This is a genomic window from Streptomyces sp. NPDC025651, assembly GCF_055558735.1.
This window is the reverse complement of sequence record NZ_JBVHLZ010000004.1, coordinates 444876-471365: the sequence shown is the minus strand read 5'-3', so window position 1 is coordinate 471365 and position 26490 is coordinate 444876. Positions and strand designations below refer to the sequence as shown.

23 protein-coding genes are annotated in these 26490 nt (G+C 73.0%); 7 read left to right on the top strand and 16 right to left on the bottom strand.

What is annotated here, in order from left to right; all coding sequences use genetic code 11:
* Window positions 1-6: 6 nt before the first annotated feature.
* Together ACZ4D5_RS18525 and ACZ4D5_RS18520 are read right to left on the bottom strand one after the other, a co-directional pair.
* Window positions 7-1314: a cytidylyltransferase domain-containing protein gene (locus ACZ4D5_RS18525; protein ID WP_467773409.1), complete on the bottom strand. Its 1308-nt coding sequence runs from the start codon at window positions 1312-1314 to the stop codon at window positions 7-9.
* A gap of 44 nt (window positions 1315-1358) precedes the next feature.
* Entirely contained in the window at window positions 1359-2681 is a 1323-nt protein-coding gene (locus ACZ4D5_RS18520) for a DUF6716 putative glycosyltransferase (protein ID WP_467773408.1), read from the bottom strand.
* A 198-nt stretch (window positions 2682-2879) separates the two neighbouring features.
* Here ACZ4D5_RS18520 and ACZ4D5_RS18515 point away from each other — a divergent pair, with 198 nt between their 5' ends.
* From ACZ4D5_RS18515 to ACZ4D5_RS18505, 3 genes are read left to right on the top strand one after another with little or no spacing between them, the layout of a single operon-like run.
* Complete coding sequence (locus ACZ4D5_RS18515; protein ID WP_467773407.1) at window positions 2880-3857, top strand: glycosyltransferase family 2 protein; 978 nt, start codon at window positions 2880-2882, stop codon at window positions 3855-3857.
* Window positions 3857-5230, top strand: coding sequence for a polysialyltransferase family glycosyltransferase (locus ACZ4D5_RS18510; protein WP_467773406.1), 1374 nt, complete (start codon window positions 3857-3859; stop codon window positions 5228-5230). Before ACZ4D5_RS18515 ends, ACZ4D5_RS18510 begins: the two co-directional genes overlap by 1 nt.
* The gene (locus ACZ4D5_RS18505; protein WP_467773405.1) at window positions 5227-6387 is read left to right on the top strand and encodes an acyltransferase family protein; all 1161 of its coding nucleotides are present in this window, start codon (window positions 5227-5229) and stop codon (window positions 6385-6387) included. The genes ACZ4D5_RS18510 and ACZ4D5_RS18505 overlap by 4 nt, the downstream gene beginning before the upstream one ends.
* Here the strand turns inward: ACZ4D5_RS18505 and ACZ4D5_RS18500 are convergent.
* Window positions 6356-7024: a TetR/AcrR family transcriptional regulator C-terminal domain-containing protein gene (locus ACZ4D5_RS18500; protein WP_467773589.1), complete on the bottom strand. Its 669-nt coding sequence runs from the start codon at window positions 7022-7024 to the stop codon at window positions 6356-6358. The genes ACZ4D5_RS18505 and ACZ4D5_RS18500 overlap by 32 nt on opposite strands.
* Window positions 7025-7052: 28 nt before the next feature.
* On the opposite strand from ACZ4D5_RS18500, the gene ACZ4D5_RS18495 reads away from it, so the two are divergent.
* Both ACZ4D5_RS18495 and ACZ4D5_RS18490 read left to right on the top strand, forming a co-directional pair.
* Window positions 7053-8564, top strand: coding sequence for an FAD-dependent monooxygenase (locus ACZ4D5_RS18495; RefSeq protein ID WP_467773404.1), 1512 nt, complete (start codon window positions 7053-7055; stop codon window positions 8562-8564).
* 34 nt (window positions 8565-8598) lie between these two features.
* The gene (locus ACZ4D5_RS18490) at window positions 8599-9066 is read left to right on the top strand and encodes a MarR family winged helix-turn-helix transcriptional regulator (protein ID WP_467773403.1); all 468 of its coding nucleotides are present in this window, start codon (window positions 8599-8601) and stop codon (window positions 9064-9066) included.
* Window positions 9067-9126: 60 nt separating this feature from the next.
* Here ACZ4D5_RS18490 and leuE read toward each other — a convergent pair whose 3' ends face one another.
* Window positions 9127-9786 carry a leucine efflux protein LeuE gene (leuE, locus tag ACZ4D5_RS18485; RefSeq protein WP_467773402.1) on the bottom strand — a complete coding sequence of 220 codons (660 nt, stop codon included), beginning with the start codon at window positions 9784-9786 and terminating at the stop codon, window positions 9127-9129.
* Window positions 9787-9873: 87 nt separating this feature from the next.
* Window positions 9874-11454, bottom strand: a complete 1581-nt coding sequence (locus ACZ4D5_RS18480; protein ID WP_467773401.1) for an acyl-CoA mutase large subunit family protein — start codon at window positions 11452-11454, stop codon at window positions 9874-9876.
* Window positions 11455-11589: 135 nt separating this feature from the next.
* On the opposite strand from ACZ4D5_RS18480, the gene ACZ4D5_RS18475 reads away from it, so the two are divergent.
* Window positions 11590-12417, top strand: a complete 828-nt coding sequence (locus ACZ4D5_RS18475; RefSeq protein WP_467773588.1) for a L,D-transpeptidase family protein — start codon at window positions 11590-11592, stop codon at window positions 12415-12417.
* A gap of 265 nt (window positions 12418-12682) precedes the next feature.
* Here ACZ4D5_RS18475 and ACZ4D5_RS18470 read toward each other — a convergent pair whose 3' ends face one another.
* From ACZ4D5_RS18470 to ACZ4D5_RS18450, 5 genes are all read right to left on the bottom strand, one after another.
* On the bottom strand, window positions 12683-13771 hold the full coding sequence (locus tag ACZ4D5_RS18470) for a hypothetical protein (RefSeq protein WP_467773400.1): 1089 nt from the start codon (window positions 13769-13771) through the stop codon (window positions 12683-12685).
* Window positions 13771-14436, bottom strand: coding sequence for an RNA polymerase sigma factor (locus ACZ4D5_RS18465; protein ID WP_467773399.1), 666 nt, complete (start codon window positions 14434-14436; stop codon window positions 13771-13773). The genes ACZ4D5_RS18470 and ACZ4D5_RS18465 overlap by 1 nt, the downstream gene beginning before the upstream one ends.
* Window positions 14437-14685: 249 nt before the next feature.
* Window positions 14686-15321, bottom strand: a complete 636-nt coding sequence (locus ACZ4D5_RS18460; protein WP_467773398.1) for a hypothetical protein — start codon at window positions 15319-15321, stop codon at window positions 14686-14688.
* Window positions 15318-15953, bottom strand: coding sequence for an RNA polymerase sigma factor (locus ACZ4D5_RS18455; protein WP_467773587.1), 636 nt, complete (start codon window positions 15951-15953; stop codon window positions 15318-15320). The genes ACZ4D5_RS18460 and ACZ4D5_RS18455 overlap by 4 nt, the downstream gene beginning before the upstream one ends.
* A 168-nt stretch (window positions 15954-16121) precedes the next feature.
* Window positions 16122-16964: a hypothetical protein gene (locus tag ACZ4D5_RS18450; RefSeq protein WP_467773397.1), complete on the bottom strand. Its 843-nt coding sequence runs from the start codon at window positions 16962-16964 to the stop codon at window positions 16122-16124.
* Between the two features lie 308 nt (window positions 16965-17272).
* On the opposite strand from ACZ4D5_RS18450, the gene ACZ4D5_RS18445 reads away from it, so the two are divergent.
* Window positions 17273-18634: an FG-GAP-like repeat-containing protein gene (locus ACZ4D5_RS18445; protein WP_467773396.1), complete on the top strand. Its 1362-nt coding sequence runs from the start codon at window positions 17273-17275 to the stop codon at window positions 18632-18634.
* A gap of 62 nt (window positions 18635-18696) precedes the next feature.
* Here the strand turns inward: ACZ4D5_RS18445 and ACZ4D5_RS18440 are convergent, their stop codons facing one another.
* The 6 genes from ACZ4D5_RS18440 to ACZ4D5_RS18415 all read right to left on the bottom strand — a co-directional run bounded on the left by ACZ4D5_RS18440 (window position 18697) and on the right by ACZ4D5_RS18415 (window position 26407).
* A complete protein-coding gene (locus ACZ4D5_RS18440) occupies window positions 18697-20292 on the bottom strand; it encodes a type 1 periplasmic-binding domain-containing protein (RefSeq protein ID WP_467773395.1) in 1596 nt (531 codons plus the stop codon).
* Between the two features lie 27 nt (window positions 20293-20319).
* Window positions 20320-22530, bottom strand: a complete 2211-nt coding sequence (locus tag ACZ4D5_RS18435; protein WP_467773394.1) for a hypothetical protein — start codon at window positions 22528-22530, stop codon at window positions 20320-20322.
* Between the two features lie 180 nt (window positions 22531-22710).
* Entirely contained in the window at window positions 22711-23298 is a 588-nt protein-coding gene (locus tag ACZ4D5_RS18430; RefSeq protein ID WP_467773393.1) for a hypothetical protein, read from the bottom strand.
* A 95-nt stretch (window positions 23299-23393) separates the two neighbouring features.
* On the bottom strand, window positions 23394-23900 hold the full coding sequence (locus tag ACZ4D5_RS18425) for a hypothetical protein (RefSeq protein ID WP_467773586.1): 507 nt from the start codon (window positions 23898-23900) through the stop codon (window positions 23394-23396).
* A gap of 85 nt (window positions 23901-23985) precedes the next feature.
* Window positions 23986-24732: a DUF4328 domain-containing protein gene (locus ACZ4D5_RS18420; RefSeq protein ID WP_467773392.1), complete on the bottom strand. Its 747-nt coding sequence runs from the start codon at window positions 24730-24732 to the stop codon at window positions 23986-23988.
* 76 nt (window positions 24733-24808) lie between these two features.
* Window positions 24809-26407, bottom strand: a complete 1599-nt coding sequence (locus ACZ4D5_RS18415) for a beta-N-acetylhexosaminidase (protein ID WP_467773391.1) — start codon at window positions 26405-26407, stop codon at window positions 24809-24811.
* Window positions 26408-26490: the final 83 nt, after the last annotated feature.

Here is a 26490-nt window from a genome sequence, read left to right as displayed (position 1 = left end):
AATTCCTTAACTGTGGAGGGAGTCGAGAGAGGGGCCGAGGATCCAGGTGGCGATCTCTCGGATCGCGCCTTCACCGCCGGGGACGGTGGTGACCGCGCGGGCTGCGCCGCGCACGACGTCGTGGGCGCTCGCGACCGCCACGGGCCAGCCGACGACGGCGAAGCACGGGAGGTCGTTGACGTCGTTGCCGACGTAGAGCACGCGCTCGGGAGCGATGCCCTGCTCCTCGCACCACTGCTTCAGTGCGAGGTCTTTCCGGTCGATGCCGTGCAGGACCGGAAGCTTGAGCTTCCTGGCGCGCGCGGCGACGACCGGGTTCTGTTCCGTGGACAGGATCAGCATGTTCAGGCCGCTCTTCCGGAGGGCCGCGATGCCGAGGCCGTCCCCGCGGTGCACGGAGACGAACTCCCGTCCCTCGGAGTCGATCAGCACCCTGTCGTCGGTCTGGGTGCCGTCGAAGTCGAGGACGACCGCGTCGATGTCGGCGGCGGTCGGAAGGGCGTCCGCCCGGCCCTCGTCGAAGAGGGGGGCGAGCGCGCGGGCGCGGGCGAGGTCGTGCGGGTCGTCGACCTCCAGGACGCGGGCCGGGTCGGTGCGGACCGGCTCGGTGCGGCCGAAGAAGCGGTGCTTCTCGGTGCGGAACCCGGCCGCGTCCATCGCGTAGGCGGCGCCGGTCTCCAGGAGGTCCTGGGGGCGGTCCTGGCGACGCGGGCGGAAGGACTTGTCGTGGTTGACGCCGTAACCGCCGCCGGTGCGCGTGGAGTTGGCGAGGGTGGTGGTGCCGCCCACGGCGTCCGTGCGGCGCGCGTCCAGGGCCGCGCCCTCGTCCGTGGCGTCGTCCGCCGCGTCGCGCCAGATGAAGCCGTGGAAGGGGGCGACCGTCACGGCGGTGTCCGCGCCGTTCTCCACGACCGCCGACGCCACCCCGTCGATGTCCTCGCGGGTGAGGAAGGGGCTGGTGCACTGCACGAGCAGGACGACGTCCACCGCGTGGCCGTGCAGGGCCTCGTGGGCGTCCATGGCGTGCAGGACGGCGGCCTCGCTGGTCGCGGTGTCCCCGGCGATGGCGGCGGGGCGCAGGACCACTTCGGCGCCGGCGGTGCGGGCGGCCTCGGCGATCACGTGGTCGTCGGTGGAGACCACGACGTCCGTGACGAGCCGGGCGGCCAGGCACTCGCGGATGGCGCGGGCCACCAGGGGCACGCCGCCGACCGGGGCGAGGTTCTTGGCGGGCACGCCCTTGGAGCCGCCGCGGGCGGGGATGACGGCGAGGACGCGGCGTACCGGCGGGCCCGCTGGGTCGGGTTGGGGCATGGGGGCTCCTTGGGAGGGGTGGGGGTTCACGGCGCGCGGGGCGCTCACAGCTCGCCCATCCGCCGGATGACGGGGGCCACGCGCTGCACCCCGTGGCGGTAGGCACCGCGGGCCGCGCGGCGCACGATCTGCCGTACGGGGCCGGGGTCCTTGTCGGCGACGGGGGCGCCCGGCAGCGGTGCGCCGTCGGGGCCGAGGTGGTGGCGGGCGAGGATGCCGGGCAGATAGCCGCGGGCCGTTTCGAGGCTGTAGTAGGGCCGCAGGGGCGGGAGTTGGGGCTGGGCGAGGAGGCCCGTGACCTTCTCGCGCGCCTCGTCGAAGGCCCTCTCGTACGCCCCGTCGGCCGCGACGCCCTGCCGTGCCAGCCACCTCTCGTCGGGCACCGGCAGGTGGCCCGCGTCCAGCTGGTCCCAGGAGGCGAGGCACCCGGAGCCGGTGAAGTGGTGGTTGCCGAGCGCCTCGCGCACCCCGAGGTCGGTGAGGACGGCGGTGGGGATGCGCCGGTGCAGGGACTCCAGGGCGGCCGTCGAGGAGACGGTGACCAGGAGGTCGGTGCGGTCCAGGACCTCGCCCATGTGCCCATAGACGAGGCGGCAGTTGGCGGGCAGTCCGCCGTCGACGCGCTGCGCCAGCTTCTGGTAGGGCAGCTCCTCGATGTGCGTGGTGTGTTCGCCGGGCTTGCTGCGCAGCTTGAGCAGGACCTCGCGGTCGGGGTGCAGCCGGGCGTGCTCGACGATGCGGCGCAGCAGGTAGGTGCGGTGCGCGGCGGTCTCGGGCACGGAGGGCTGCGCGGCGAAGACGACGGTGTACGGGTCGTGCTTCTCGTACGGGGCTCCGCCGAGGAACGGCAGCGCGGCCTCCGTCACCGAGGAGGCGTCGGCGCCCACTCCTTCGTACACCGCGCGGAAACGCTCGGCGTCCTGGCGGGAGTTGGCGAGGACGACGTCCGCGCCGTGCCGCAGCAGGAGGCCGTCGGCGAGCTTCTCGTAGACGACGCCGACGTAACCGGTGACGACGACGGGCCTGCGCCGCGCGCCTTCGGTGAGGCGGGCGTCCTGCGTGACGCGGGCGAGGCCGTGCAGGACCGCCTGGACCGCCCCGCCCACCAGGGCGAGGACGAGCACGTCGGGGGCCTCCCGCTCCATCTCCCGCAGGAACTCGACGGCGGTGACCTCGCGCAGGGAGTCCGCGCGCACGCCCACCTCTTCGAGCTGCCGGGGCGTGGGGGTGGCCCGGCCGCGGAGCAGGAAGCCATGGAGCCGACTGTCCGATACGATGCGGTTCGCGGTGAGAGCGCCCCATTTCCATCGCGTATCGGAATCGGCGAGTACGGCCACCCGCAGCGGGTTTCGGTTGCTTGCTGGCACGTCCCAGACGCTAGGAAGGCATTTCGATTCGCGGCCCAACTCAGGTGCAACAAACGGTTAACAGCATGCCGACGAATGGCGAATCAGCTCGGGAAATGGCTTCTCGGAAGGCCGGTTAACCATTCCGCCACACGTCGTTCACCTGACATCCCACTGCGGGTCGACACGAATGACGGGCCGACACCTAACGTCACCCACGTGGTTAAGCTCTCCGTCATCGTGCCGTTCTACAACGTGCAGCAATACGCGCCCGACACCTTGAGGAGTCTGCGCGCGAACGCGCGTGACGACTTCGAATTCATTCTCGTCGACGACTGCTCGCGCGACGAGACGCCGGACATCCTGGAGCGGGCCGCGCGCGAGCTCCCCGGCGCCGTCCACCTCAGACACGAGACGAACGGCGGCCTCGCGACCGCCCGCAACACGGGTCTGGACGCGGCGCGCGGCGAGTACCTCACCTTCCTGGACGGTGACGACTGGCTCGCGCCCGGATACTACGAGCAACTCCTCGCGTCCATCGAGGAGTTGGGCTGCGACTTCGTGCGCACCGACCATGTGCAGTGCACCGCGCGCGCCCGCTCGGTCCACCGCGTCCCGCACGGCAGGCGCGGCGAGGTGATGAACCCGCGCGACGTCATCCTGCCCGCCGACCGGTCGACGTCCGTGGACTACGCGTACGCCTGGGCGGGCATCTACCACCGCAGGCTCGCCGACGCGGGCCTGCTCCACTTCACCGACGGCCTGCGCACCGCGGAGGACCGGCCCTGGATCTGGCGGCTGCACCGCGAGGCCGAATCCTTCGCCGCGGTGGGCCTTCTCGGTGTGTTCTACCGGCGCGGTGTCGCCTCGTCCCTCACACAGATCGGCGACGTACGCCAGCTCGATTTCATCAAGGCATTCGACCAGGTGGTCCGGGAAACGGCGGACGACAGGGACGCGGACAAACTGCTGCCGAAGGCCGTGCGCACTTACTGTGCGATCATCTCCCACCATTTGGGATCCATCGAAAGGTTCGAGCCATCCGTGGCGCGCAAATTGAAGTCAATGAGTGCGGCCGCGCTGAAGCGGATGCCGCAGGGCGTTCTCGACGACGCGCTCGACTCCATGGACGTCCAGCGGGCGACCCGGCTGCGCAGGCTGCGCCGGCGCCCGGTGTCGGCGGAGGTGGCCGCGTAATGGCGAGGCCCCGCACGACGCAGATCTTCCTCGCGTCCACGCTGTACGGCGCGGCGACGCTCGCCGCGGCCCTGGACGCCGACCGCTTCGGCCCCGCCGACCGGCGCATCCTCCTGGTCAGCAACAACGCGGCGACGCCCGAGACGGCGACGGCGCTCGACGCGATGCCGGGGTTCGCGCGGCTGCGCGGCCGGTTCGACGAGGTGCGCTCCTGGAACGAGGCCATCTCCCCTTTCCACCCGGGTGGTTGGGCCCCGCGCGGCGACGACGTCGTGCTGTGGGAGCGCTACGTCCGGCTGCTCTGGGACCTCGGTGACGACGCCGTCGAACTGGCCGTCGAGTCGATCCAGGTCAACCCGGCGCTCGCCCTCGCGCAGATCTTCACCGGCGCCCCCGTGGACGTCTACGCCGACGGCCTGATGAGCTACGGCCCCACCCGCAACAAGATCGACCCGCTGGTCGGCACGCGCGTGCGGCGCCTGCTCCATCTGGACCTGGTGCCGGGCCTCACGCCGCTGCTGCTCACGGAGTTCGGCGTCGCGCCGGAGGTGGTGCCGACCGAGGCGTTCGTGAAGGTGCTCCGCGAACTCGCCGACGACGAGGCCGAGTTGTCGCCCACGGAACTGCCGGACATCGAGGCGCCCGCCCTCGTCCTCGGCCAGTACCTCTCCGCGCTGAACATCCTCACTCCCGAGGAGGAGGAGCAGCTGCACATCCGCATGGTGCGCGGCGCCGCCGAACTCGGCCACTCCCGCGTGGTGTTCAAGCCCCACCCCACGGCGCCGGCCCGCTGGTCGCGCGCCCTGGAGAAGGAGGCCGAGGCGATCGGCGTCGAGCTGACGGTGCTCGACACGCCGGTGCTCGCCGAGGTGCTCTACCAGCGGATGCGGCCCGCGCTCGTCGTCGGCTGCTTCTCCACGGCCCTGCTCACCGCCTCCGCGCTCTACGGCCTGCCCGCGGCCCGCACCGGCACGGACCTGCTCCTGGAACGCCTCGCGCCCTACCAGAACAGCAACCGCGTCCCGGTCACGATCGTCGACGCCCTGCTGCCCGAGCTCACCGACCGCGCGGCGGTCACCGGGCAGGAAGCGGCCATGGGGATCGGCGAGTTGACGAACCTCCTCAAGGCCGTCGGCTTCGCGATGCAGCCGCAGATCTACCCCCGGCTGCGCCCCGACGCCGAGCGCTATCTAGCCCGCAGCCTCGGCCCGCGCACGGTCCGCTACTTCAAGCGGCGCCGTCTGACCGCGCTCGCGCTGCCCGGCGCCCTGCCCTCGCAGCTGGCCTTCATCCCGCGCAACGCCACGGTGCGCCGGGTCGCCCGCCGCGCCCGCTCCGTGCAGCGCTCGCTCAAGCGGACCGCGCTCGGATGACCTCTCCCGGCACGACGCTCCCGAAGCCCTCTCCGGGAGCGGGCACCACCACGTCCACGATCCCCTCCACCGCGCGGGCACCCCGCGGCAGACCCCGCCTGCGCGCCCTCGACGGCCTCCGTCTGGTCGCCGCGCTCATGGTCGCCGCCTATCACTACGGCGGCCGTGACGGCGAGATCGCCCAGGCGTGGGGCAGCTCGCCGAGGGACCAGTTCCCCACGGCCAGCGGCTGGTTCGCGTACGGCTGCCTGGGCGTGCAGATCTTCTTCGTCATCAGCGGCTTCGTCATCTGCATGAGCGGCTGGGGCCGTCCCCTGCGCTCCTTCTTCGCCTCCCGGGCCTCCCGCCTCCTGCCCTCCTACTGGGCGGCGATCGTCCTGGTCACCGCGGTCTTCGCGCTGCCCGTGGTCGCCTACGAGGCGGTCTCGCCCAGTGATGCCCTGGTGAACCTCACCATGTTGCAGCAACCGCTCGGCGTGGACCGGGTGTTGGGCGTGTGCTGGACGCTCTGGGCCGAGCTGCGCTTTTACGCGCTGTTCGCGCTGTGCGTGGTCCTGCCGGGCGCGACCCGTGCGCGGGTGGTGCTGTTCTGCGCGGTGTGGACGCTCGCCGCCGCCGTCGCGGAGGCCGCCGACGAGCCGCTGCTCGACCTGGTCCTGATGCCGGAGTACGCCCCGTTCTTCGTCGGCGGCATCGGCATCTACCTCCTCCACCGCGACCGCCGCGACCTCACGGCGTGGGGCATCACGGGCGTGAGCTGGCTGATCGGCCAGCACTACGCGGTCGCCCGGCTGTGGCACGCGCCGGACCCGGACTTCTTCTCGTACCGCTCCTCGGTGGGGATCATCGCGGTCGTCACGGCGGGCTTCGCGGCGGTGCTCCTGATCGCCCTCGGCCACCTGCGGTGGGCCGACTGGCGCTGGCTGACGGTGGCGGGCGCGCTGACGTACCCCTTCTACCTGGTGCACGAGCACCTGGGCTGGGTGACGGTCGAGGCGCTGCACCGGGGCCTCGGACTGCCGTCGTACGCGACGCTCGCCCTGACGGTCACCGCGATGCTGGCCCTCGCCTGGCTCCTGAACCGGTACGTGGAGGGGTGGCTGACTCCCTTGATCCGTACGGGACTCACCCGCCGCCTCGCGCCCCAGAAGCGCTGAGCGTCACCCCGATGCCCGCGACGACCGCCGCGAGACCCTCGTCGAAGCCGCGGTCGCGGCCGCGGAAGAGCTCCTCGCCCGCGGCCGCCGCGAGGGGGTACGCGGCGAGGCGCTCGGCGCGGGCCGCCAGGTCGTAGCCCCCCTCGCCGCTCGCGGGGTCGGGGCCCGACGCCTGCTCCTCGATGACGTACCCGACGGTGTAGCTGTACGCGGTGAACCAGGCGCGCGCGGCCGCGTCCGGGGCGAACCCCGCCTCGACGAGCGTCCGCAGACGGGCCTCCATCGGAGCCGCGTACGACAGGTCGGTGAAGCGGGTGCCGCTGAAGACCTTGGCACCGTCGCGGTAGCGCAGCAGGTGACCGCGGAGCCCGCGCATCGAGCGCGTCAGCGCCGCGCGCCAGTCGGGGTCGGGGGCGGTCAGGACCTCCGCGTTCATGCGCCGCGTCATCTCGGTCGCCATCTCGTCGAGCAGCGCCTGCTTGTCCTTGAAGTGCCAGTACAGAGCGGGTGCCTTGACGTCGAGGCGCTGCGCGATGGCGCGCAGGGTCAGCCCTTCGAGCCCGGTCTCGTTCAGCAGGTCGAGCGCGGCGCCCGCCACCTTGGCGCGGTCCAGACGTGTCGTAGCCACCTTGACAATTTAACAGCGTTAAGCGCAGGCTCGGGCCATGGAACTTAACAACGTTAAGGAGGCTCGGCGGGCCGAGGTCCTGGTCGTCGGCGCGGGCCCCAGCGGCCTCGCCCTCGCCTGCGACCTGGCGCGGCGCGGCGTGCGCACCCTCGTCGTCGAGCGGGCGGACGCCCTGTTCCGCGGCTCGCGCGGCAAGGGCATCCAGCCCCGCACCATGGAGGTCTTCGACGACCTCGGCGTCGTCGACGCGGTCCTCGCGGCGGGCGGCCCCGCCCCCGTCGGGATGGTGTGGCGGGACGGCGAGCGGCAGGGCGAGCACCTCATGTTCGACGAGCCGCCCGAGCCGACCCCGGACGCTCCGTACACCGGGCCCTGGCTGCTCCCCCAGTGGCGCACCCAGGAGATCCTCCTCGCGCGCCTGCGCGAGCTGGGCGGCGACGTCACGTTCGGTGCGGCGGTGACGGGCCTGGCCCAGGACGCCGGCGGGGTCACCGCCGAGCTGTCGACGGGCGCCCCGGTGCGCGCGGCGTACGTGGTGGCGGCGGACGGCGGCCGCTCCACCGTGCGCGGGCTGCTGGGCGTGGGCATGACGGGCGAGACCGTGGATCCGAAGCCGGTCCTCGTCGCCGACATCCGCATCCCCACCGCGCTGGACCGCGACCACTGGCACCTGTTCTCGCCGGGTGACGGCGGGCCCGGCGGCGGGCCCGCAAGAGGCGGCGGCTTCGCGGCACGCGGCGGCTTCGCGGCGATCTGTCCGCTGCCGGGCATCCCGGACTTCCAGCTGGCCGCCCAGTTCCCCGACGGCAGGGCGCCGGACGTCTCCCCCGACGGGGTCCGCCGCGCCGTCGCCGAGCTGACGCACCTGTCCGCCGACGACGTCACCGAGGTCCGCTGGGCCTCCGACTTCCGGCCGCGCGCCGCGCTGGCCGACCGCTTCCGCGTGGGCCGCGTCCTGCTCGCGGGCGACGCCGCGCACATCCACTCGCCGGCGGGCGGCCAGGGCCTGAACACCGGCGTCCAGGACGCCTACAACCTCGGCTGGAAGCTGGGCGCGGTGCTGCGGCACGGCGCGCCCGACGCCCTCCTGGACACGTACGAGGAGGAGCGGCGGCCCAACGCCGCGCGGATGCTCGGCCTGTCCACCCGCATCCACCGCGGCGAGGCCCGGCGCGGCGCCGCCACCCGGCAGCTCGGCATCGGCTACCGCGGCGCGTCACTGGCGGTGGACACCCGTGAGGGCACGGCGGACGAGGCGCTGCGGGCCGGCGACCGGGCGCCGGACGGGCCGTGCGGCCCCGGGACGCTGTTCGACGCGTTCCGGGGCCCGCACTTCACGCTGCTCGCGGTGGGCACGGACGCGGAACTGCCGCCGCTGGACGGGGCGTTGACGCACGTCCGCCGAATCCCCGCGTACGAGCCGTACGGCAAGGGACTCTTCCTGGTGCGCCCCGACGGGTACGTGGGGTGGGCGGGCGCGGAGGCCCGGGACGGCCTCTCCGCGTACCTGGCGCGGTGCGGTGCCCGCGAGCCGTCGGCCTGCGCTTGACCTCAAGTCCGCTTGAGGTCCTACGTTCGAGCACATGACAACCTTCACGTACTCGCACAGCGACGCCGACCTCGTCAACCAGCCCATCGGCTACTGGAGTTCGGCCGCGGGCGCCGCCGTCGTCCACCACATCCGCACCACCCTCGCCGAGCTGGGCCTCACCCAGCCCCAGTGGTGGACGCTCAACCAGCTCGTGCCGGCGCCGGACGGCCGCCCCCGCGAGGAGGTCGTGGGCGTCCTGAAGGGCTACCTGGAGATCGGCGAGGGCGCCCTGCACCACGACATCGACGCGCTGCACGACCGCGGCCTGATCACCGAGGACGCCGCGGGCCGCATCGCCCTCACCGAGGAGGGCCGCGCGCTGCAGGCCCGCGTGGCCGAGCGCCAGAAGCTGCTCCGCGCCGAGATCCACGAGGGCATCACCGACGAGGAGTACGTCCGCACCCTGAAGGTCCTCCAACGGATGATCCACAACGTGGGCGGCTCGGCCTGGCACCACTGAGCAGCCGGGCGCCGAGCCGCTGTGCGCCGGGCCGTCGTGCGCCGAGCCTCCCCCGTGGCGTCACACGCTGCTGAGCGACAGCTTCACCGCGAACCCGAGGAAGAGCGCGCCCGCCGCCGAGGTGGCCCCGGCCGAGAGCCGCTTGCGGCGGCGGAAGGCGGCGGCGAGCCGCGTGCCGCTGAATATCAGGGCCGTCAGGTACAGGAAGCTCGCGATCTGGGCCAGCGCGCCGAGCACGACGAAGGACAGCGCGGGATAGGCGTAGCCCGGGTCGACGAACTGCACGAAGAAGGCGATGAAGAACAGGATCGCCTTGGGGTTGAGGAGGCTGATCACAAAGGCCCTGCGCAGCGGCCGCTCCCCGGCGCCCGCCTCCGCGTCGTCCGTCCCCGCCCGCTCCGCGGCCCGCTCGTGCCGGGCCCGCCACATCCCCCACGCCGCCCGCATCATCCCGATCGCCAGCCAGGTCAGATACCCGGCGCCCGCGTACTTCACGATCCCGAAGAGCACGGCGTTGGCCTGCAGGAGCGAGGCCACACCGGCCGCCGACAGCGTCATCAGGACGGTGTCGCCGCACCAGACTCCGGCGGCGGCGCCGTACCCGGCCCGCACACCGCGCCGCGCGGCGACGGAGAGGACGTAGAGCGAGTTGGGGCCCGGCAGCAGCACGATGAGGACGAGGCCCGCGAGATAGGTCGGAAGATCGGTGACACCCAGCATGCGCGGAGTCTCGCACGCGCGTACGGGATAAGGACATGGGTGTCCGCTGGGCGGACGCGGAGCGGCAGTGGAGCAGCACGTGCCGCCTCAGAACGCGTCCGTGGGCACGTACGCCCCCCACACCTCCCGCAGCGCGTCGCAGACCTCGCCCACCGTGGCCCGCGCCCGCAGCGCCTCCTTCATCGGGTACAGGACGTTGGCCTCCCCCTTCGCCGCCTCCTTGAGGGCGGCGAGGGCGGTGGTCACCGCCGCGCCGTCGCGGTCCTCGCGGAGCTTCGCGAGGCGCGCCGCCTGCCGGGACTCGATGGCCGGGTCGACGCGCAGGGGCTCGTACGGCTCCTTCTCGTCGATCGTGAAGCGGTTGACGCCGACCACGACGCGCTCGCCGGAGTCGGTCTCCCGCGCGATGCGGTAGGCGTTGCGCTCGATCTCGTTCTTCTGGAAGCCCTGCTCGATGGCGTGCACCGCGCCGCCCAGGTCCTCGACGCGTCGCATGAGTTCGAGCGCCGCCCTCTCCACGTCGTCCGTCATGCTCTCCACGACGTACGACCCGGCGAACGGGTCCACCGTCGCCGTCACGTCCGTCTCGTACGCGAGGACCTGCTGGGTGCGCAGCGCAAGACGGGCCGACTTGTCGGTGGGCAGCGCGATGGCCTCGTCGAAGGAGTTGGTGTGCAGCGACTGGGTGCCGCCGAGGACCGCGCCCAGCCCCTGGACGGCGACCCGGACGAGGTTCACCTCCGGCTGCTGCGCGGTCAGTTGGACCCCGGCGGTCTGCGTGTGGAAGCGCAGCATCAGCGACTTGGGGTTCTTCGCGCCGAACTCCTCCCGCATGACGCGGGCCCACATGCGCCTGGCCGCACGGAACTTGGCGACCTCCTCCAGGATCGTCGTACGCGCCACGAAGAAGAAGGACAGGCGCGGCGCGAAGTCGTCCACGTCCATGCCCGCCGCGACGGCCGTACGGACGTACTCGATGCCGTCGGCGAGCGTGAAGGCGATCTCCTGCGCGGGCGAGGCACCCGCCTCCGCCATGTGGTAGCCGGAGATCGAGATGGTGTTCCACTTCGGGATCTCGGCCCCGCAGTACCGGAAGGTGTCCGCGACCAGGCGCAGCGAGGGCGCGGGCGGGAAGATGTACGTGCCGCGCGCGATGTACTCCTTGAGCACGTCGTTCTGGATCGTGCCGGTGAGCCGCGCCGCGTCGACCCCCTGCTCCTCCGCCACCAGCTGGTACATGAGGAGCAGCGGCGCGGCGGGCGCGTTGATCGTCATCGACGTCGAGACCTGGTCCAGCGGAATGCCGTCGAACAGGACCTTCATGTCCTCGACCGAGTCGACGGCGACGCCCACCTTGCCGACCTCGCCGTGCGCGATCGGGGCGTCGGAGTCGTGGCCCATCTGGGTCGGCAGGTCGAAGGCGACCGACAGGCCCGTCGTGCCGTGCTCGATCAGCTGCCGGTAGCGGGCGTTGGACTCCGTGGCCGTGCCGAAGCCCGCGTACTGCCGCATCGTCCACGGGCGGCCCGTGTACATGGAGGGATGGACGCCGCGCGTGTAGGGGTACGCGCCCGGGGCGCCGAGCCGCTCCGCCGGATCCCAGCCCTCCAGCGCCTCGGGGCCGTACACGGGCTCGATGGGCAGTCCTGACTCCGACGCGTGTGTCATGACTCCAGCTTGCGCCCGCGCACGGGACGCGTCACTCGCGGCAAACCGGGAAACACTTCCAGGAGTGTTGTCCAGGGGGGTCGGCCAAGGGCTCGCCCCGGGACGACGTCGGTGTCCACGAGCACGGGGGGCGTGATGGGCAAGGGCGCGATATCGGCGGGAGCCGTGGCGGTGCTGCTGCTGGCCGCGGGGTGCAAGGCGGCCGCGGTCGACACGGACGGCGGGCGGTCGGGTGACGCGAAGCCGGGCGGCGGGGACGGCAGACCGGGGGCTTCGGCCACGCGGTCGCCGCGGCCGGACCCGACACCGGAGCCCACCACGCCCGCTCCGCCCGCGACGCTCGTGGAGGCGGGCGACCGCGGCGGCCAGGTGCGGGAGCTGCAGGCCAGGCTGCGGCAGATCGCCTGGTTCTTCGAGCACCCCTCGGGGACGTACGGCGAGTCCACGGTCAACGCGGTCAAGGGCTTCCAGGGCAAGCGCGGCCTGCCCCGCACCGGCAGGACGGACACCGTCACCTGGCAGCGGCTGCTCGCCATGACGCGCGAGCCGACGCGGTACGACCTGTACTCGGGCGGCGGCATGCCGCCGGCGAAGCCCGACAAGCGCTGTCTGACCGGGCGGGTCCTGTGCATCGCCAAGAGCAGCCGCACCCTGACGTGGATGATCGACGGCAAGGCCGTGTCGACGATGGACGTGCGGTTCGGCTCGCAGTACACGCCGACCCGCGAGGGCGCCTTCAGCGTCTACTGGAAGTCCCGGCACCACGTCTCGACGCTCTACGACACCGCCATGCCGTACGCGATGTTCTTCAGCGGCGGCCAGGCCGTGCACTACTCGTCGGACTTCGCGGCCACCGGCTACGGCGGCGCCTCGCACGGCTGCGTGAACGTCCGGGACGAGAAGAGGATCGCGAGCCTGTTCGCGCAGGTGCGCAGGGGCGACAAGGTCGTCATCTACAAGTGATCCCCGGGCGCCGGGCGCCTCGGGGAGAGAAGAGCGGCGTGGGCGGGATCGGGGGAACGTATCCCGCCCACGCCGAGGGCACAGAGCCGAAGGTACGGGGGGAACCCCCGGCTCGGTGCGCGGGCCGATGACCAGTCGGCTCACTTCTTACTGCGTCACCGCTTCCGAAAACGTCACACCTCACGGCGAGAACTTTTCGCCGCCGGTCACGCCACCGGTCGCGCCACCGGTCACGATTCGGGCCGCGGCACGGGCACGGCATCGGTCACGGAAGGTCCGGCAGCGCGCTGTACGACCCCGTGGGAACCGGCCGCGAAGCGCTCGGCGACGACATGGGCGGGCCGGGGAAACCACCGGTGTCGCCGCCGCTGCCGCCGCCGCCCGAGTCGCCGCCTGAGCCGCCGTCCTCGTCACCGCCGCCGTTCTCGCCGTCGCCTTCACCGTCGCCGTCGTGGCCGCCACCGCCCTGGCCGCCGCTGCCGCTGCCGCCCTGCTGGCCCCCGTCGCCGGAGCCGGAGCCACCGAGGACCCGGCCGCAGAACTCCTCCACGCGGGCGGCGCCCTTGGCGACCTCCTCCAGGCGGCGCCGCTTCTCGCCCTGCAGCGCGCCGCTGCGGTAGGCGCGGCAGGCTGTGACCGCCTTGCGGTACCACTCCTTGGCCTCGTCGTGGCGGGGCGTCCTGTCGGTGCCGGGCTGCTGCGTGGCACCGGAGTTGTCGCCGTCCGCCTCGGCCTCCGGCGGCGAACTGCTCACGGGCTCCCGGGTCGGCTCGCCGTCCGGCGCCGTGGTCTCGTCCGGGGACAGGTCCTCGGAGGGCTCGCGCACGCGGTCCGAGGGGGAGGCCAGCGGCTCCTCCGGGGTGACGGCGGGCGACGCGGTCGCGGCGGGGCCCGGGTCGTCGCGCGTGCCGAACGGCGAGGGCAGCACTCCCGCGCCGGCCGCCACGGCGACACCGCCGATCATGCAGCCGGCGAGCGCGGCGGCGATCCCGAAGCGGACCGGGCGGCCCCAGCGGCTGGGCCGGGGGCGCTCCCCGGCGCGCGCGAGGCGCACGGTCTCGCCGGCGGCGGCCTCGTGGGCGGACGTGGCGTACGGAGCGGACCTGACCGTGGGTCTCGCCCCCTCCGCGCGGGCGGCCCGGAAAGCGGCCAACGCGGCCGCCTCGCCCGGGAGTTCACCCGGCTCGGCACCCGCATCGGCCCCGGATCCGTCCGCCGCGGCCAGCGCGCCGAGCGCCTGCGAGAGCCGGTCGGACTGGGCGCGTACGTGAGGGTCGACGCCTTCGAGCGGCTCTCCGCGCAGCAGACGCTCCGCCGCGTCGCGGTCCAGCCACTTGTACTGCTCGTCGGCCATCACATGTCCTTCTGCGTCCGCGTACGCGAATGCGTCACACCGGCGGACGTCACCGCGCGACCGCGCGGCTCTCTCTGAGGGGGTACTGCGCCGAGTGCGTCGGCGGGGTCGGCGCCCGTCGCGCCGAGCAGTTCGGCGAGCCGCTTCAGGCCCCGGTGCGCCGCCGTCCGGACGGCTCCGGGGCGTTTGCCGAGGGTCTGCGCGGCGCTCTTCGCGTCGAGACCGACGACGACGCGGAGCACGACGGCCTCGGCCTGGTCCTGCGGGAGCTGGGCTATCAGGGCGAGCGCCTCACCGGTGGCGAGGGACTCCATCGCCTCTCCCGCGGTGTCCGCCTCGCCCGGCTTCCCGGTCAGCTCGGTCTCGTCGCCGCCTATCGCGGGGCGGCGTCCCCGCATGCGTATGTGATCGAGGGCGCGATTGCGCGCGATGCGCGCGGCCCAGCCCCGGAACCGGTCCGCGTCGCCGCTGAACCGGTCGAGGTCGCGCGCTATCTGCAGCCAGGCCTCCGAGGCGACGTCCTCGGCGTCCGGCTCCGCGACCAGCGTGCGTACGTATCCCAACAGCCGTGGGTGCACGGCGCGGTACACAGTCCGGAACGCGGTCTCGTCCCCGTCCTGCGCCGCAAGCACCGCGGCGGTCAGCTCCGCGTCGTCCCCCAGCACTCTCTCAATCCTGCCACTCGGAGATCTGCGCCCGGCCCCGGCGCGAAGCAGCACGCTACGGCCTTGTCCGGGCCTACGTCCATGTTTGTACAACGTGCAACTAGCGGGTGACGGAACGCGGTGTGACAGAAAACGCACGCGCGGCGCTGAAGGGAGTACGGACCGCACGCGGTTCGTACCGTGTGCCGGCCGGGGCCTCTCCTGTGGGGGGTGGCGGCCCCGGCCGCGCACGTTGTCCGTCGGGCGAGTTCACCGCCGCGGGGCGCGGTCCAGGCCTCGGAGCACGGCTCCACGCCCCTGACGGGGCGCCTTCTCGGCCTTGCTCTTGGTTTTGCTCTTGGTCTTGCTCTCGGCCCTGTTCTTGGCCCTGTTCTTGGCCTTGTTCTTTCCCTTGGCCTTGTTCTCCCCGTTCTCCCCTTTGGCCTTTTCGGCCTTTTCGGCCTTCTCGGCCTTCTCGGCCTTGTCCGGCTTCGGGTGCGGCTCGGCCTTGTCCATGCCGGGCGCCTTGGTCTTGTCGGTGCCCTCGCTCTTCCCCTCCTCCGGAGCGCGCGGAGCCGACGACGTGGGGCGCGGGTGGTCGCGGGGCGCGGGCGGGGTGTCCTTCGACGTGCCCACCGCCGCCAGCGCCGCTCCGCCGAGGAGGCCGCCGGCCAGCGTCACGCCCGCGGCCGCCCGCAGCGAGAAGCGGCCGCGGCGGCGCGCGCGAGGGCGCCAGTCGTCGCGGCGGCGGGTCCGCGCCCGGTGCGCGCCCCCGTCACGCGCCGCGCGGAACGCCACGACCGCGTCCCGCTGCGCGTCCGCGTCCGCGTCGGCCCGTACCGCCGAGGCGAGCAGCGCGTCGAGGGACGGCCGGCCCCCGGGGCCCGAGGGCTCGTCTGCGTTCATCTCGACTCCCCCAGCGCGTCGGGGCCGTCATCCGTCACACCGTCCCGCCCGTCGAGGCCGAGGCGCTCGCCCAGCCTCTTGAGCCCCCGGTACGCGGCCGTCCGCACCGCGCCGGGGCGCTTGCCGAGGACCCGGGCCGCGGCGGGGCCGTCCAGGCCGACGACCACCCGCAGCAGCACGGCCTCCGCCTGGTCGCGCGGCAGGGTCGCGATGAGGCCGAGCGCCCGCTCGGTGGAGATCGCCTCCAGGGCCGACGCCGACGTGCTGTGCGGGCCCGGCAGTTCGAGCACGTCCTGTTCGAGCACGGCGGGGCGCGGCCGCGCCTTCTGTCTGCGCAGGTGGTCCAGGGCCCGGTGCCGGGCGATCGTCGCGGTCCAGCCGCGGAAGCCCGCACCGTCCCCGCGGAACCGCCCGAGGTCCCTGGCGATCTCCAGCCACGCCTCGGCCGCGACGTCCTCGGCCGTCTCCCCGTCCGTGCCGACGAGACCGCGCAGATAGCCGACGAGCCCCGGCTGGACCAGGCGGTACGCGACCGCGAACGCCGCCTCGTCGCCCTCCTGGGCCGCGGCGACGGCCCTGCCGAGCTCCTCGTCGTGCACCCCCGCGCGACGGGGTTCCCCACCCTGGCCCAACACGTTCCCATCCGGCCGCCGCGACACCGTTCACCGTGCCCGTGCCCCTCACGGCAACCAGCGCCGCCGGGCGCGGAAATGTCACAGTTCGCATGCGAACGGCCACGTGCCCGGGGCCGGCCGCGGGCCCGTGGGTCAGGTCCGCCCGCCCCGCCGCACGGCCGCGGCTCACACCTCGAAGAGCGAACCGCCGCCCGGACCCCCGGGGCTGATCCTCGCGATGTCGACGGTCAGTGCCGGGGCCGGGGCCACCGCGCCGACCGGCTCGTCGTACGCGGACATCCGCATCGTCATCGTTCCCTCGCCGTCCTCCTCGACGCGGGCGCCGACGACGTACGGCTTGCCCTCGGCGGCGACGTACAGCCTCGTCCCCTGCTCCTTCTCGCTCTCGACGATCGGGACGACGCCCATGCCGTAACGCCGGGTCTCGGGAAGGGCCTTGAAGGATTCGTCCGAGTCCGGGGCCCCCGGCATCGACGCGGTGAACTTGTCGAGGTCGCAGCTGCCCATCGGCATCGAGGGGCCCGTGGCGGCGCCGGTGGGGATCTTCAGGTACTTCCCGCGCGCGAGCGCCGTCCGCTCCCGGACCCGCGCCGCGGTCTCGGGGCCGCGCCGGGACCCCAGCTCACGGATCGCGTCGAGCGAGGCGTCGCTGAAGCGCACGTACGTCGCGCCGCCCGCGACCATGATGAGGTCGCCGCGCTGCATCGGGCCCGCGTCGAAGGTGCCCTTGCAGTTGCTGTCGCGGTCCATGTGCAGGGAGACCTTCTGGCGGCCCTTCGGGGTGGTCATGTCGACGCCGATGCGCACCGAGTCCGCTTCCTTGAGCAGCCTCATGCCCTCGACGGCGAGCTCCTTGCCGCGCCGCTCGTCCTGGGGCACGACCGGTTCGAGGGTTCCCCCGGAGTAGGTCACCGCGCGGTCCGTGCCGCAGGAGGTGAGGGCGCCCGTCAGCGCGACCACCGCGAGCGGCAGCGCGGCCGCCCGCACCCACCGTCTGCTCGTCCCCATCAGATCCCCCACCCGCTTCGCCACAGCACAACTGTCACATGACCCAGCGCGCCCCACCGTCCCGGTGTCACACCTGACGCGTGCGGGATACATCACGCGACAAATCGCCCCCGCGGCTACAACCCTTTACCTCTTCGGTCAGTCGTACGGACTCGTTTGGTTCACCTGAAACTGACTGAGGGGTGGGGCAGTTGAGCCCGCGTAAACCACGTGAAAAGGCACGTAACGCACCTGCTTACAGGTCTCTGAGTCTCCAGCGCAGGGCGTGGCTGACGATCGCGGCCGTCGCACTGGGAGGCGCGGGAACGGTGGGGTTCGCGCAGGGCGCCCCGGCCGCCGAACCCCGCTCCGCGACCCCGACCGGCGACTTCAACGGCGACGGCATCACGGACCTGGTCGCCGGCACCCCGAAGGCGTCGTCGAACCGCGGCGGCGTGACGGTCGTCCCCGGCGGCCCCGACGGCCCGGTGGGCGGCTCGAAGACATCCCTGACGCAGGCCAGTGAGGGCGTCCCCGGCGCCTCGGAGACCGGCGACGACTGGGGCGCCGCCACCGCGTGGGGCGACCTGAACGCCGACGGGTACGCCGACCTCGTCATCGGCGCCCCCGGCGAGGACGACACCGCGGGCCACAAGGACCGCGGCGCGGTCACCATGCTGTACGGCCCGACGTTCACCTCCGGCACGGACATGCAGCTCTCGGACGACTTCCACTACCCCGGCGCCCGGTTCGGCTCCGCGGTCGCGTCCGGCGACTTCAACGCCGACGGCAGGGCGGACGTCTTCGCGGCGGCGACGGGCACGGGCGGCTCGTGGGCCGCGCGGCTCGACCCCGACCACGAGTCGGGCGGCAGCCTCACCTCTGGCGACACCGCCATCGCCTACGCGGACGCCGCGTCCGGCGACTTCAACCGCGACGGCTACGCGGACGTGGCGCTGACCTACCGCGACCAGGCCGGCAAGGCCAAGGTCACCTGGTTCAGGGGCGGCCGCTCGGGCCTGAGCCGGGTCGGCGTCCTCCCCGTCCCCGGCGGCCGTTCGGTGGCCGTGGGCGACGTCAACGGCAACGGCTACGACGACCTGGTCATCGGCCAGCCGTACACCGCCGAGTCCGGCGCGCACGCGGGCGGCCAGGTGACGGTGGTGCCCGGCACGTCGACGGGCTTCACGACGACCGGCATGAAGACGGTCCACCAGGCGACGTCCGGCGTCCCGGGCGCCGCGGAAGCGGGCGACGCGATGGGCTGGTCGGTCGCGGCGGGCGACTACAACGGCGACGGCCGCGCGGACGTCCTCACCGGCGCCCCCGGCGAGGACATCACCCGCTCCGGCACCAACCGCAAGGACGCGGGCACCTCGCTCCTCCTCAAGGGCTCCTCGTCCGGCCTCACCGGCACCGGCGCGAAGGCCTTCTCGCAGGACGAGCCCGACGTCCCCGGCTCCACGGAGTCCGGCGACCGCCTCGGCTCGTCGGCGACGCTCGCCGACCTGTCCGGCGACGGCCGCGCGGACCCGGCGATCGGCGTCGAGGGCGAGGACGCGGGCGACGGCACGATCCTCCAGCTGGACAGCGGCAGTTCGGGCGTCCCGGGAGCGAGCGGCGTCTACTACGGGCGTACGGAGCTCGGGACTCCGGCGGGGGCGCGCCTGGGGCAGGCACTGACTCCGTAGACAGCCCTCGCGCCGCCCCCTCCTCCCTCCCCCCGCGAGCCGGGGGCGGCGCGAGGCCCTGCTCACTGCGTGTCGCTGGGCACCCTGCAGTCGTCGGGCTGGGGATCGCCCTCGGGCCAGCCGATGCCGACGAACTCCAACTCCCGCGTGGTGGGGTCGAGTTCGACGACGGCCACCGGCTTGTCGTACGCGTTGCCCGCGTTGGTCAGACAGATCCAACCGCTGGTCCCGCGGACCCGGTTGACCGCTTCGAGGCGCTGCCACATGTCGGAGACCCGCTGGAGGGGCGGCACCGTGCCCTCGGTCTGCGCGTTGGCGAGCAGCACGGCCTTGGCGATGGCGAGCACCCCGTCGTGCACCAGCATGGTGCGGGAGTCGTCCAGGGGGACGGGACCGATGTCGCCCGCGGTCCGCCTGTCGATCAGATCGCTCAGCTTGCGCAACTCGTCCTGGGGCTGGGTGAAGTAGGCCGGGCGCTTCCTGCCGCCCTTGCCGCTCAGCGCCTTGTCCCAGGCATCGGGGTGCCCCGGTGCCGCGTACTGCACGGTGACGGCGGCCTCCTCCCCGTCGCCGCCGCGCAGCTTCGCCCAGTCGTCGCCCTTCAGGTAGCGGTTGAGGGTGGCCGCGCCCGACCCGCTGATGACCGTGTACTTCTTTCCGCTGCACGGCACGTCGGCCAGCTTGAGGGCGAAGAGCCGCAGATGGACGGGGCGTCCCGCGAAGTAGACGTAACGCGCCGAGGACTGGCAGATGTTCTGGGCGATGAGGGAGAAGTCGTTGCCCGTGTCCCCCGGGTCGGTGATCGAGGGCGACACGAACGTCTGGTCCTTGGGTCCGGGCGGTCCTCCCTCGTCGCGGCTGAAGGCCTCGGCGAGCGAGTTGTTGTAGATGTCGTGCGGCCGCTCGTCCCTGACCAGGACGGTCTGTTCGTCCTTGAGCCTGCCGTGGAAGCTGGCCAGCGCGTCCGCCTGCTGGCGGTTGGTCGGGATGATGCGGGCGAGGCCGGGATAGGGGTCCTTGCCGTCGCGCTTCTCGGGGTTGGCGAGCTCGTCGGCGCTGACGCGACTCGCGAGGACCGGGATGTGCAGGTCGTTGGTCAGGCGCGCGATGGCCTTCCTCGTGGCGTCCAGGCTGAGGTTGAAACCGGTGACCGCCCGCAGGTTCTCCCCCTTGTCCGTCGACATCCGCGCCAACTGGTCGACGACGCGCTCCTGTTGGGCGTACGCGTCGCCGGGGTTGGCGAGGACGAGGCGCAGCAGCGGGGTGTTCTCCTCGCGGTTGGCCCGGTACTGGGCGAGGTAGGCGCCCTGTATCTCGCTGCGGAGCTGTTGGCGCTCGGCGGCGAGGTCGGGCTGGAGCGGCAGCATCAGCGCGACGGTGACGTGCGGCTTGTCGCCGACGAACTCCTCGTTCTCCTTCGCGATGGCGCGGGCCACCTTGTCGATCTCCGGTGTGCCGAAGGCGTAGCCGGTGCCGTTGACGCCGATGCACTCGCCGCCGTGCTTCTCGACTCCCTTGGCGCAGCTGTCGGGTCCGCCGATGGGCGGCAGGAAGACGTACAGGAGCACGCCCGCGGCGACGAGGCCGCCCAGCGTGAGGATCCTGCGCATCCAGTTGGCCCAGAACGTGTTGTACAGCCAGTTGCCGAACTGCCGCATCGCCGCCCTCCCCTTTTCCGTTCCGTGTCAGCCGAACCCGATGTGCTCCGTGCACACGCACCGCTGCAGCGGCTGCTTGTCCTCGGCCCGGTCGCCCCAGTCGCGGGCCATGCGGATGAGCAGCGCGGCCCCGTCCGCGGCCCTGGCCACGTCCGCCCCCTCGGGCCCCTGGTCGCGCACCGCCTCGTCGGCGAGCTGCGCCAGCTCCTCGCTGAGCTCCCGCAGGGGCCCGCGCAGGACGCCGGGGACGATCTCCTCCAGCGGCTGCGTCCGGTCCTCGGTGAGCCACACCGCGTGCAGCAGCCGGTCGACCTGGCGCCGCAGGGTGTCGCCGCGCACCTGGGTCTCGCCGAGGGCACGGGCGTACCGGTCGTCGTCCGCCCCGATCAGTGCGGCGTCCGCGATGGCGAGCAGTTCCCGGCACCACTCGTCGGCGGGGCGGGTGCGGAAGGCCTCCGCCAGGTAGCGGGTGACGAGGTCCGCGCCGTCGGAGGCGAGGAGGTGGTGCATCCGGTGCGCGGCGGCGGTGACGAAGAGGGGGTCGGGATGGGCGTCCCCGAGGTCGCGGTAGTGGCCCTGGAGCAGTGCGTGGTCCGCGTGCCAGGCGGCCCCGTCGGCGCGCAGCCGGTACAGCCGCCGCGTCAGGAGGCGGCGCAGGCCGAGGTCGCCGATGAAGTGGCGGGGGCAGCGGGGCCAGCCGGTGTCCTCCAGGAGTTCGGCGATGCGGTAGGCGCTCAGCCGCTCGGTGCGGCCCTCCTGCACGGCGCGCACGAGGGTCTGGGCGCACTCCACGTCGTGCGCCACGGAGAGATGGGTGAGCAGGTCGAGCCAGTGGCCGCGGTGCTCCGGCGGAAGCTCCTCGGGCCGTTCGCCCGCGACGAGTTCGTCGACGAGCACGTCGGCCACGGGCCGGTCGGCGAACCGGCGCCCCTGGTCGTCCTCGCCCCCGGGCACCCGGGCGTCCAGGATCGCCCAGTCGGTGCACGCCTCGGGCGTGGGGAACGACGCCGCGGCCGTGGCCTCGCCGAGCCGGGTCACGAACCGCGGACGCCCTCCGCTCAGCCGATGGACGCCGCTGTGCACGCGCAGCCGCACGGCGTTGTCCGCGTGCTCCTGGCCGCCCCGCAGCCGGCTGAGCTCGTCCTTCTGCTGGTCGCGGGTGAGGACGGGCATGCGTACGAGGAGCACGCCCCGCCACAGCGGCGCATGGTCGGGAACGCCGCCCGGGGGCCGCTCCCACGCGGGCAGCGCCCCCGCGAAAGGCCGCCAACTGGCCATGCCCTCATGGCTGCTGCCCGCCCGGTGGAGGAAGCGGCCGCCGTCCTCGCGCCGCGCGGTGGCGAAGATGACGAGGCGGTCGTGGTGCCCGCGCTCGCGGTCCTCCAGGGCGGGCTTGAGGAGCCGTCTGCCCAGGGAGTTGTCGGCGTGGTCGAGCAGCAGGGCGGGCCGTCCCACGCGCGACATGCGCCCCCGTACGCCGTGATAGGCGGCGTCGATGTCCTGCCGCAGGGCCCGGAAGAGAAACCCTTCGGCGATCCGCCGCGCTTCCCCGCCCTGCTGGAAGTCGTCCCCCAACGACCGCAGCCCGGCGAGGGGTTGCCCGCCGGCGCCGGGATACTCGCCGTAGCAGTCGGCGAGGGCGGCGCGCCCTTCGCCGGAGGCGCGGGCGAACAGTCCGTCGAGCACGGCGTTGAGAAAGGGCCCGACGAGCGGACTGCTGACCAGCCCCGCCAGATACCCCAAGTAGTTCTTGGCGGTGCCTTTCAGGACCCCGCGCCAGAACGACCCGGGCGGCAGCACGCCTTCGAGCCGCGCCACCTCGTCCACCAGGGGCTGCGCACCGGCGAGCCGGTCGCTGGCAGCCACGGCGGCGAGCCCCGCGTACAACCGGGGAACGGCGATCCCTCCGCCGTCGCCACCCCAGTCGCCGTACTGCAGAGCCACCTTGCGCAGCACCTCGGTCACCTCGGACCGACTGCCCGGCCGCTCCTCGGCCAGCTCGCGGCAGTCGGTCAGCGCGCAGTCGAGGTAGGCGGTGGGCACCCGGGGCCCGAAGTGCGTCCGTATGCACCGCAGCAGCCGCCCTTTGCCCATCCCGGGCCCGCCGACGAGCAACACCACGGGCAGATCGTCCCCGTAGAGCGGCTCCCGTCTCCGCCCGGCCGAGGTCCTCCCGAGCAGCCGAGCGATCAGGCCGCCGTCCGCCAGCAGCTCACCGAATCCGATCTCATCAGGCACGGGCCCCTCCGGGGCCTGAACGGCCGGGTCGCGGATGATGGCACGTCAGGTTAACGAGGCGCCTGGGGCTTTGGGGAGAGTTTTCAAATGCGGCCGGAATTCGGCCGGTTGGCGCCCCTGCCCCCGGTCCCCGCGGAACCGTCGTCGCTCCCCTGAAGGATCCGGTCCGCAGACACCCCGTCAGCCCTTCCCCCGCCCCCTGCGCGACACCACGGCCCGCAGCACCCTGCGCCCCTCCAGCGACACGTCCAACGCCTGGCGGAGGCCGCCGACCGGGCCGGCGCCCCTGTTCGCGAGGAGTTCCAGGATGCGTATCTGGCGGCGGAGTTCGGCCGCCACCAGAGGAGTCATGCCATCCGTACGGCCTTCGCGCCGCGACGTCACCGAGCGGGCGCCGTCGTCGGGAGCCGTGTCCAGGAGGCGGTGGACCTGGAGCGCGGCGACGGAGCAGCCGTCCGCCCACTCCCGCACCCCGGCGCCCGAGTACGCCACGGGCACCGCGTCGAGCATCCGCCACGCGAGCGCCGCGGCCTCGGGGGAAGAACCGGAAGGGCGGGAGTTGTCCAAGGGGCCCGACGCGGACCCCAGTGCCGCCTTCGCCTCGGCCAGCGGAGCGCCCCAGTCGCCGCCCTCCGCGAGCCTCGCCCACAGCGGGCGCAGCAGGTCGTCGTCGCCGCCGAGCACCGGCACGCACCGGTCGAGGCAGGCCAGACCGCTGGCCGCGAGGCCCCGCTCGTCGGCCTGCGCGATCAGCTCCACCAGGCTCATGCTGTACGTCTCCCGTCACGGACCCTGCACTGCCCCTTACTGCGTGCACGGCCCCGGGAACGTCACTGCACACTCACCGCGCGGTCATCGCGCCCTCATTGAGGGACCACGCCGAGCCGGTCCAGGAAGCGGAAGAAGAGCTCCTCGGCCGAGGGCTCCGCCTCGGCCTTGAGCACGTCGAGCAGCGGCGCCGACCGCACCGTCCTGCCCGACTCCGCGGCCCAGGCGACCGCCCGGTCCGCGGCGTCGCGCGGCTCCAGGAAGTAGTCCTCCACGGTCAGTCCGTCGTCCCCGAGGTAGCCGGCCATGGCGCCCCGCGCCAGGCACGTGGTCCACGCGCCGCTCTCGGGCGCCGCCGCCTCGATCACCACGCAGTCGCTGTCCATCACGTACCCGAAGAGCGCGGGCGCGCCCGTCTCCAGGGCGAGCGTGTTCATGTTCCCGACGTCGCGCGTGCCGTCGCCGCCCGGCACCTCCCACACCTGCCAGCCGTCGGGCCGGCGGTCGAGCAGGGTCAGCTCGTCCCGTACGCCCGCCACCGCCGCGCACTGAGCGAGCGGCTGCTCGCTCCTGCCGACGAGGTAGTACCCCCAGTAGCCCATGCCGCGTCCCCCCGCTGTGCCCATAGTGCCTTCCGGGGCCGAATACACCACAGACGTACGCGAGTTCGCCACCGGAAAGCGGAAATCACGGGGCGACGGAGGGCCCCTGCGGCGGCTGGAACTGCGGCTGCTGGAACTGCGGCGGGCCCGACCTGGCCTTGAGGTCCTGCATGCGCGTGAGGCGGTGCACGAAGACGATGGCGAGGACCGCGGCGACGATGTCGAGGACGTCCGCGATCATCATGTTCGCGACGGCCGACTTGATCTCCTCGGGCTCCTCGGCCCTCATGTACGTCTTGCTGGCCCACCGCCCGACGAGGAGGTCCGCCACCCACAGCGACCACCAGGCGTTGAGGATGCCCGGCGAGTCGTGGTTCGTGCGCGTGTCGCTGGCGTTCCAGATGTCCAGGGCGATCCGCCGGGGGAACCAGAGGTTCACGATCGGCACGAGCCAGCCCCACACCGCCCAGCCGCGCTTCTTCTGATGGCCGTCGAACGCGAACACCTCGGCGTTCACGCGCACCCGGTGGAACCACACGATGAAGACGACGGCGGTCGCGAGCAGCACCACCACCTGGAGCACGCCGGAGGCGCTGTACAGCGAGTCGGCCCGCTCGGCGTCCCGCTCCATGTTCTCGCCGTAGTTCCCCGAGATCAGGTCGCCCGTCACGGACCGCATGACGGTGCCCGCCCACAGCGAGTACAGATCGACGACGATCATGACGGCGAGGAGCACCATGACCGCCCGGCTCAGCCCGACCGGCGAGCGCAGCCAGGCGGGCGGTCCGGCCGGCACAGAGGGCTGCTGCGGCGGAAGAGCTTGGTACTGCATGGTCGAGCGACCCCCCACGGGTGGTTCACGAACGTGTGAAAACCGCCCGCGTCCCTCCCCAGGGCGCTGACGGCGGCTATTGGACCGTACCAGCCAGTTTCACGAAGTCATTCCAGGGCAAAGCGGGCTTGCGCGGGTCCCACAGCTTCTGCACCGTCGCCCGCAGCGGCATCCGGATGCCCTGCGCCACCTGCTCCTGGCTCTGCGACCCCGCGAGGTCGCACCACACCGCGAACGTGCCCCCGAGGATCTGGTCGTCGTACTTCTCGCTCACCGCCCGCGTCCCGCGGATCACCAGCGGGGTCCAGCTCTCGTAGATCCGCTGCCCGGTCGGATAGCGGAAGGTGTTGGGCTGCCCGAGGACGTAGTAGAGGTACTCGTCGTTGTAGTTGACGAGCTTGCGGCCCGCCTCCAGGTACTCGACGGGCTCACGCGCGCCGATCTCCTTGCCCGTCCAGTACGCGACTTCGAGGTCGTCCGCGGCCTGCTCGGTCCCGCCGCGGAAGAACCCGTCGTTCCAGGCCTTCAGCTTCTTCTCGTACGGGCGCACGGTGTCGGCCCGGTCGTTCAGCCAGCCCGTGGCCAGGTCCTGCACGCGGCCCTCGGAGCCGTAGCGCTCGCGGGCCGCGGCGGCCAGCTGCGGATAGGAGGCCTCGGGGTTCTTGACCGTCAGGGCGCGGTATTCGTCGGCGCCGAGGTGCCAGTAGGCGCCGGGGAACAGCTCGGCGTACTCCTCCAGGAGATCGTCGACGATCTCGGCCGCCGCCGGCTTGGAGATGTCGACGGCGCCGCGCTGGGCGATGCCGCGGGCGTCGCGCAGCTGCAGCGAGGGGTGCTGGCGGATGACCGCGCCGAGGTGCCCCGGCGAGTCGATCTCCGGCACGACGGTGATGTGCCGGCTCGCGGCCAGCTTCAGGATGCGGCGGACCTCGGCCTTGGTGAGGTGGTCGGAGGAGACGACCTCCGGGTGCGAGTCCGACTCGATGCGGAAGGCCTGGTCGTCGGAGAAGTGCAGGCCGAGCTGGTTGAACTTCAGGTCGCCCAGCTCGCGGACGCGGTCCTCGATCCACTGCACGTCGAAGTGCTTGCGCGCGATGTCGAGCATGAAGCCCCGCTGCGGCTTGGCGGGACGGTCCCGCACGACGCCCTCGGGAGCGGTCCTGCCCCCGCTCACCTCCTGCTTGAGGGTGCGCGTCCCGTAGAAGACCCCGGCCTCGGCGGGCGCGGCGATCCGCACGGTGCGGTTCTTCACGGTGAGGGTGTAGGACTCCGGGCCGCCCTTCGCCCCGGGGCTGAGCACCAGTTCGACGTCGCCCTTTCGGGGGCTCTCGTCCCCCGCGTACCGGAGCTTCAGCTCCCCGGCGAGCAGGCGTCCCTCGTCGGCGAGGTCGTCGTCGCGGACGACGACGCGGCCGCCCTTCTCGTCGGGACGCCAGCCGGGGCCGCGGGCGGCGGTGTGCTCGCGCACGGCGGGGATGGTGGCCGGAGCCTTGGAAAGGGGGTAGCTCCTGGTCGGGTCCGGGGAGGGGGAGGCGGCGGACTTCCCGTCGGACGGGGGTGCGCTCCCCGGCGTTCCTCCGTCGCCGGAGGGCCACAGGAGGACGGTCAGCGCGACGGCCCCGGCGGTGGCGAGCCCCGCGGCCGCGAGGGGCGCGCGCCTCACCACGTACCCCATCCGGCATGTGCGCCCCTCGCACTCATTACGTCCCTTACGTCACGCAGCAGAGCCAGAGCCATGAATCCACGCTACGACCGCGC

Bases quoted from the DNA above. Each gene is read 5' to 3' on its own strand.
- ACZ4D5_RS18525 (WP_467773409.1), bottom strand. From the start codon at position 1,314: ATGCCCCAACCCGACCCAGCGGGCCCGCCGGTACGCCGCGTCCTCGCC.
- ACZ4D5_RS18510 (WP_467773406.1), top strand. From the start codon at position 3,857: ATGGCGAGGCCCCGCACGACGCAGATCTTCCTCGCGTCCACGCTGTAC.
- ACZ4D5_RS18505 (WP_467773405.1), top strand. From the start codon at position 5,227: ATGACCTCTCCCGGCACGACGCTCCCGAAGCCCTCTCCGGGAGCGGGC.
- ACZ4D5_RS18495 (WP_467773404.1), top strand. From the start codon at position 7,053: ATGGAACTTAACAACGTTAAGGAGGCTCGGCGGGCCGAGGTCCTGGTC.
- ACZ4D5_RS18490 (WP_467773403.1), top strand. From the start codon at position 8,599: ATGACAACCTTCACGTACTCGCACAGCGACGCCGACCTCGTCAACCAG.
- leuE (WP_467773402.1), bottom strand. From the start codon at position 9,786: ATGCTGGGTGTCACCGATCTTCCGACCTATCTCGCGGGCCTCGTCCTC.
- ACZ4D5_RS18480 (WP_467773401.1), bottom strand. From the start codon at position 11,454: ATGACACACGCGTCGGAGTCAGGACTGCCCATCGAGCCCGTGTACGGC.
- ACZ4D5_RS18475 (WP_467773588.1), top strand. From the start codon at position 11,590: ATGGGCAAGGGCGCGATATCGGCGGGAGCCGTGGCGGTGCTGCTGCTG.
- ACZ4D5_RS18470 (WP_467773400.1), bottom strand. From the start codon at position 13,771: ATGGCCGACGAGCAGTACAAGTGGCTGGACCGCGACGCGGCGGAGCGT.
- ACZ4D5_RS18460 (WP_467773398.1), bottom strand. From the start codon at position 15,321: ATGAACGCAGACGAGCCCTCGGGCCCCGGGGGCCGGCCGTCCCTCGAC.
- ACZ4D5_RS18450 (WP_467773397.1), bottom strand. From the start codon at position 16,964: ATGGGGACGAGCAGACGGTGGGTGCGGGCGGCCGCGCTGCCGCTCGCG.
- ACZ4D5_RS18440 (WP_467773395.1), bottom strand. From the start codon at position 20,292: ATGCGGCAGTTCGGCAACTGGCTGTACAACACGTTCTGGGCCAACTGG.
- ACZ4D5_RS18430 (WP_467773393.1), bottom strand. From the start codon at position 23,298: ATGAGCCTGGTGGAGCTGATCGCGCAGGCCGACGAGCGGGGCCTCGCG.
- ACZ4D5_RS18425 (WP_467773586.1), bottom strand. From the start codon at position 23,900: ATGGGCTACTGGGGGTACTACCTCGTCGGCAGGAGCGAGCAGCCGCTC.
- ACZ4D5_RS18420 (WP_467773392.1), bottom strand. From the start codon at position 24,732: ATGCAGTACCAAGCTCTTCCGCCGCAGCAGCCCTCTGTGCCGGCCGGA.
- ACZ4D5_RS18415 (WP_467773391.1), bottom strand. From the start codon at position 26,407: ATGGGGTACGTGGTGAGGCGCGCGCCCCTCGCGGCCGCGGGGCTCGCC.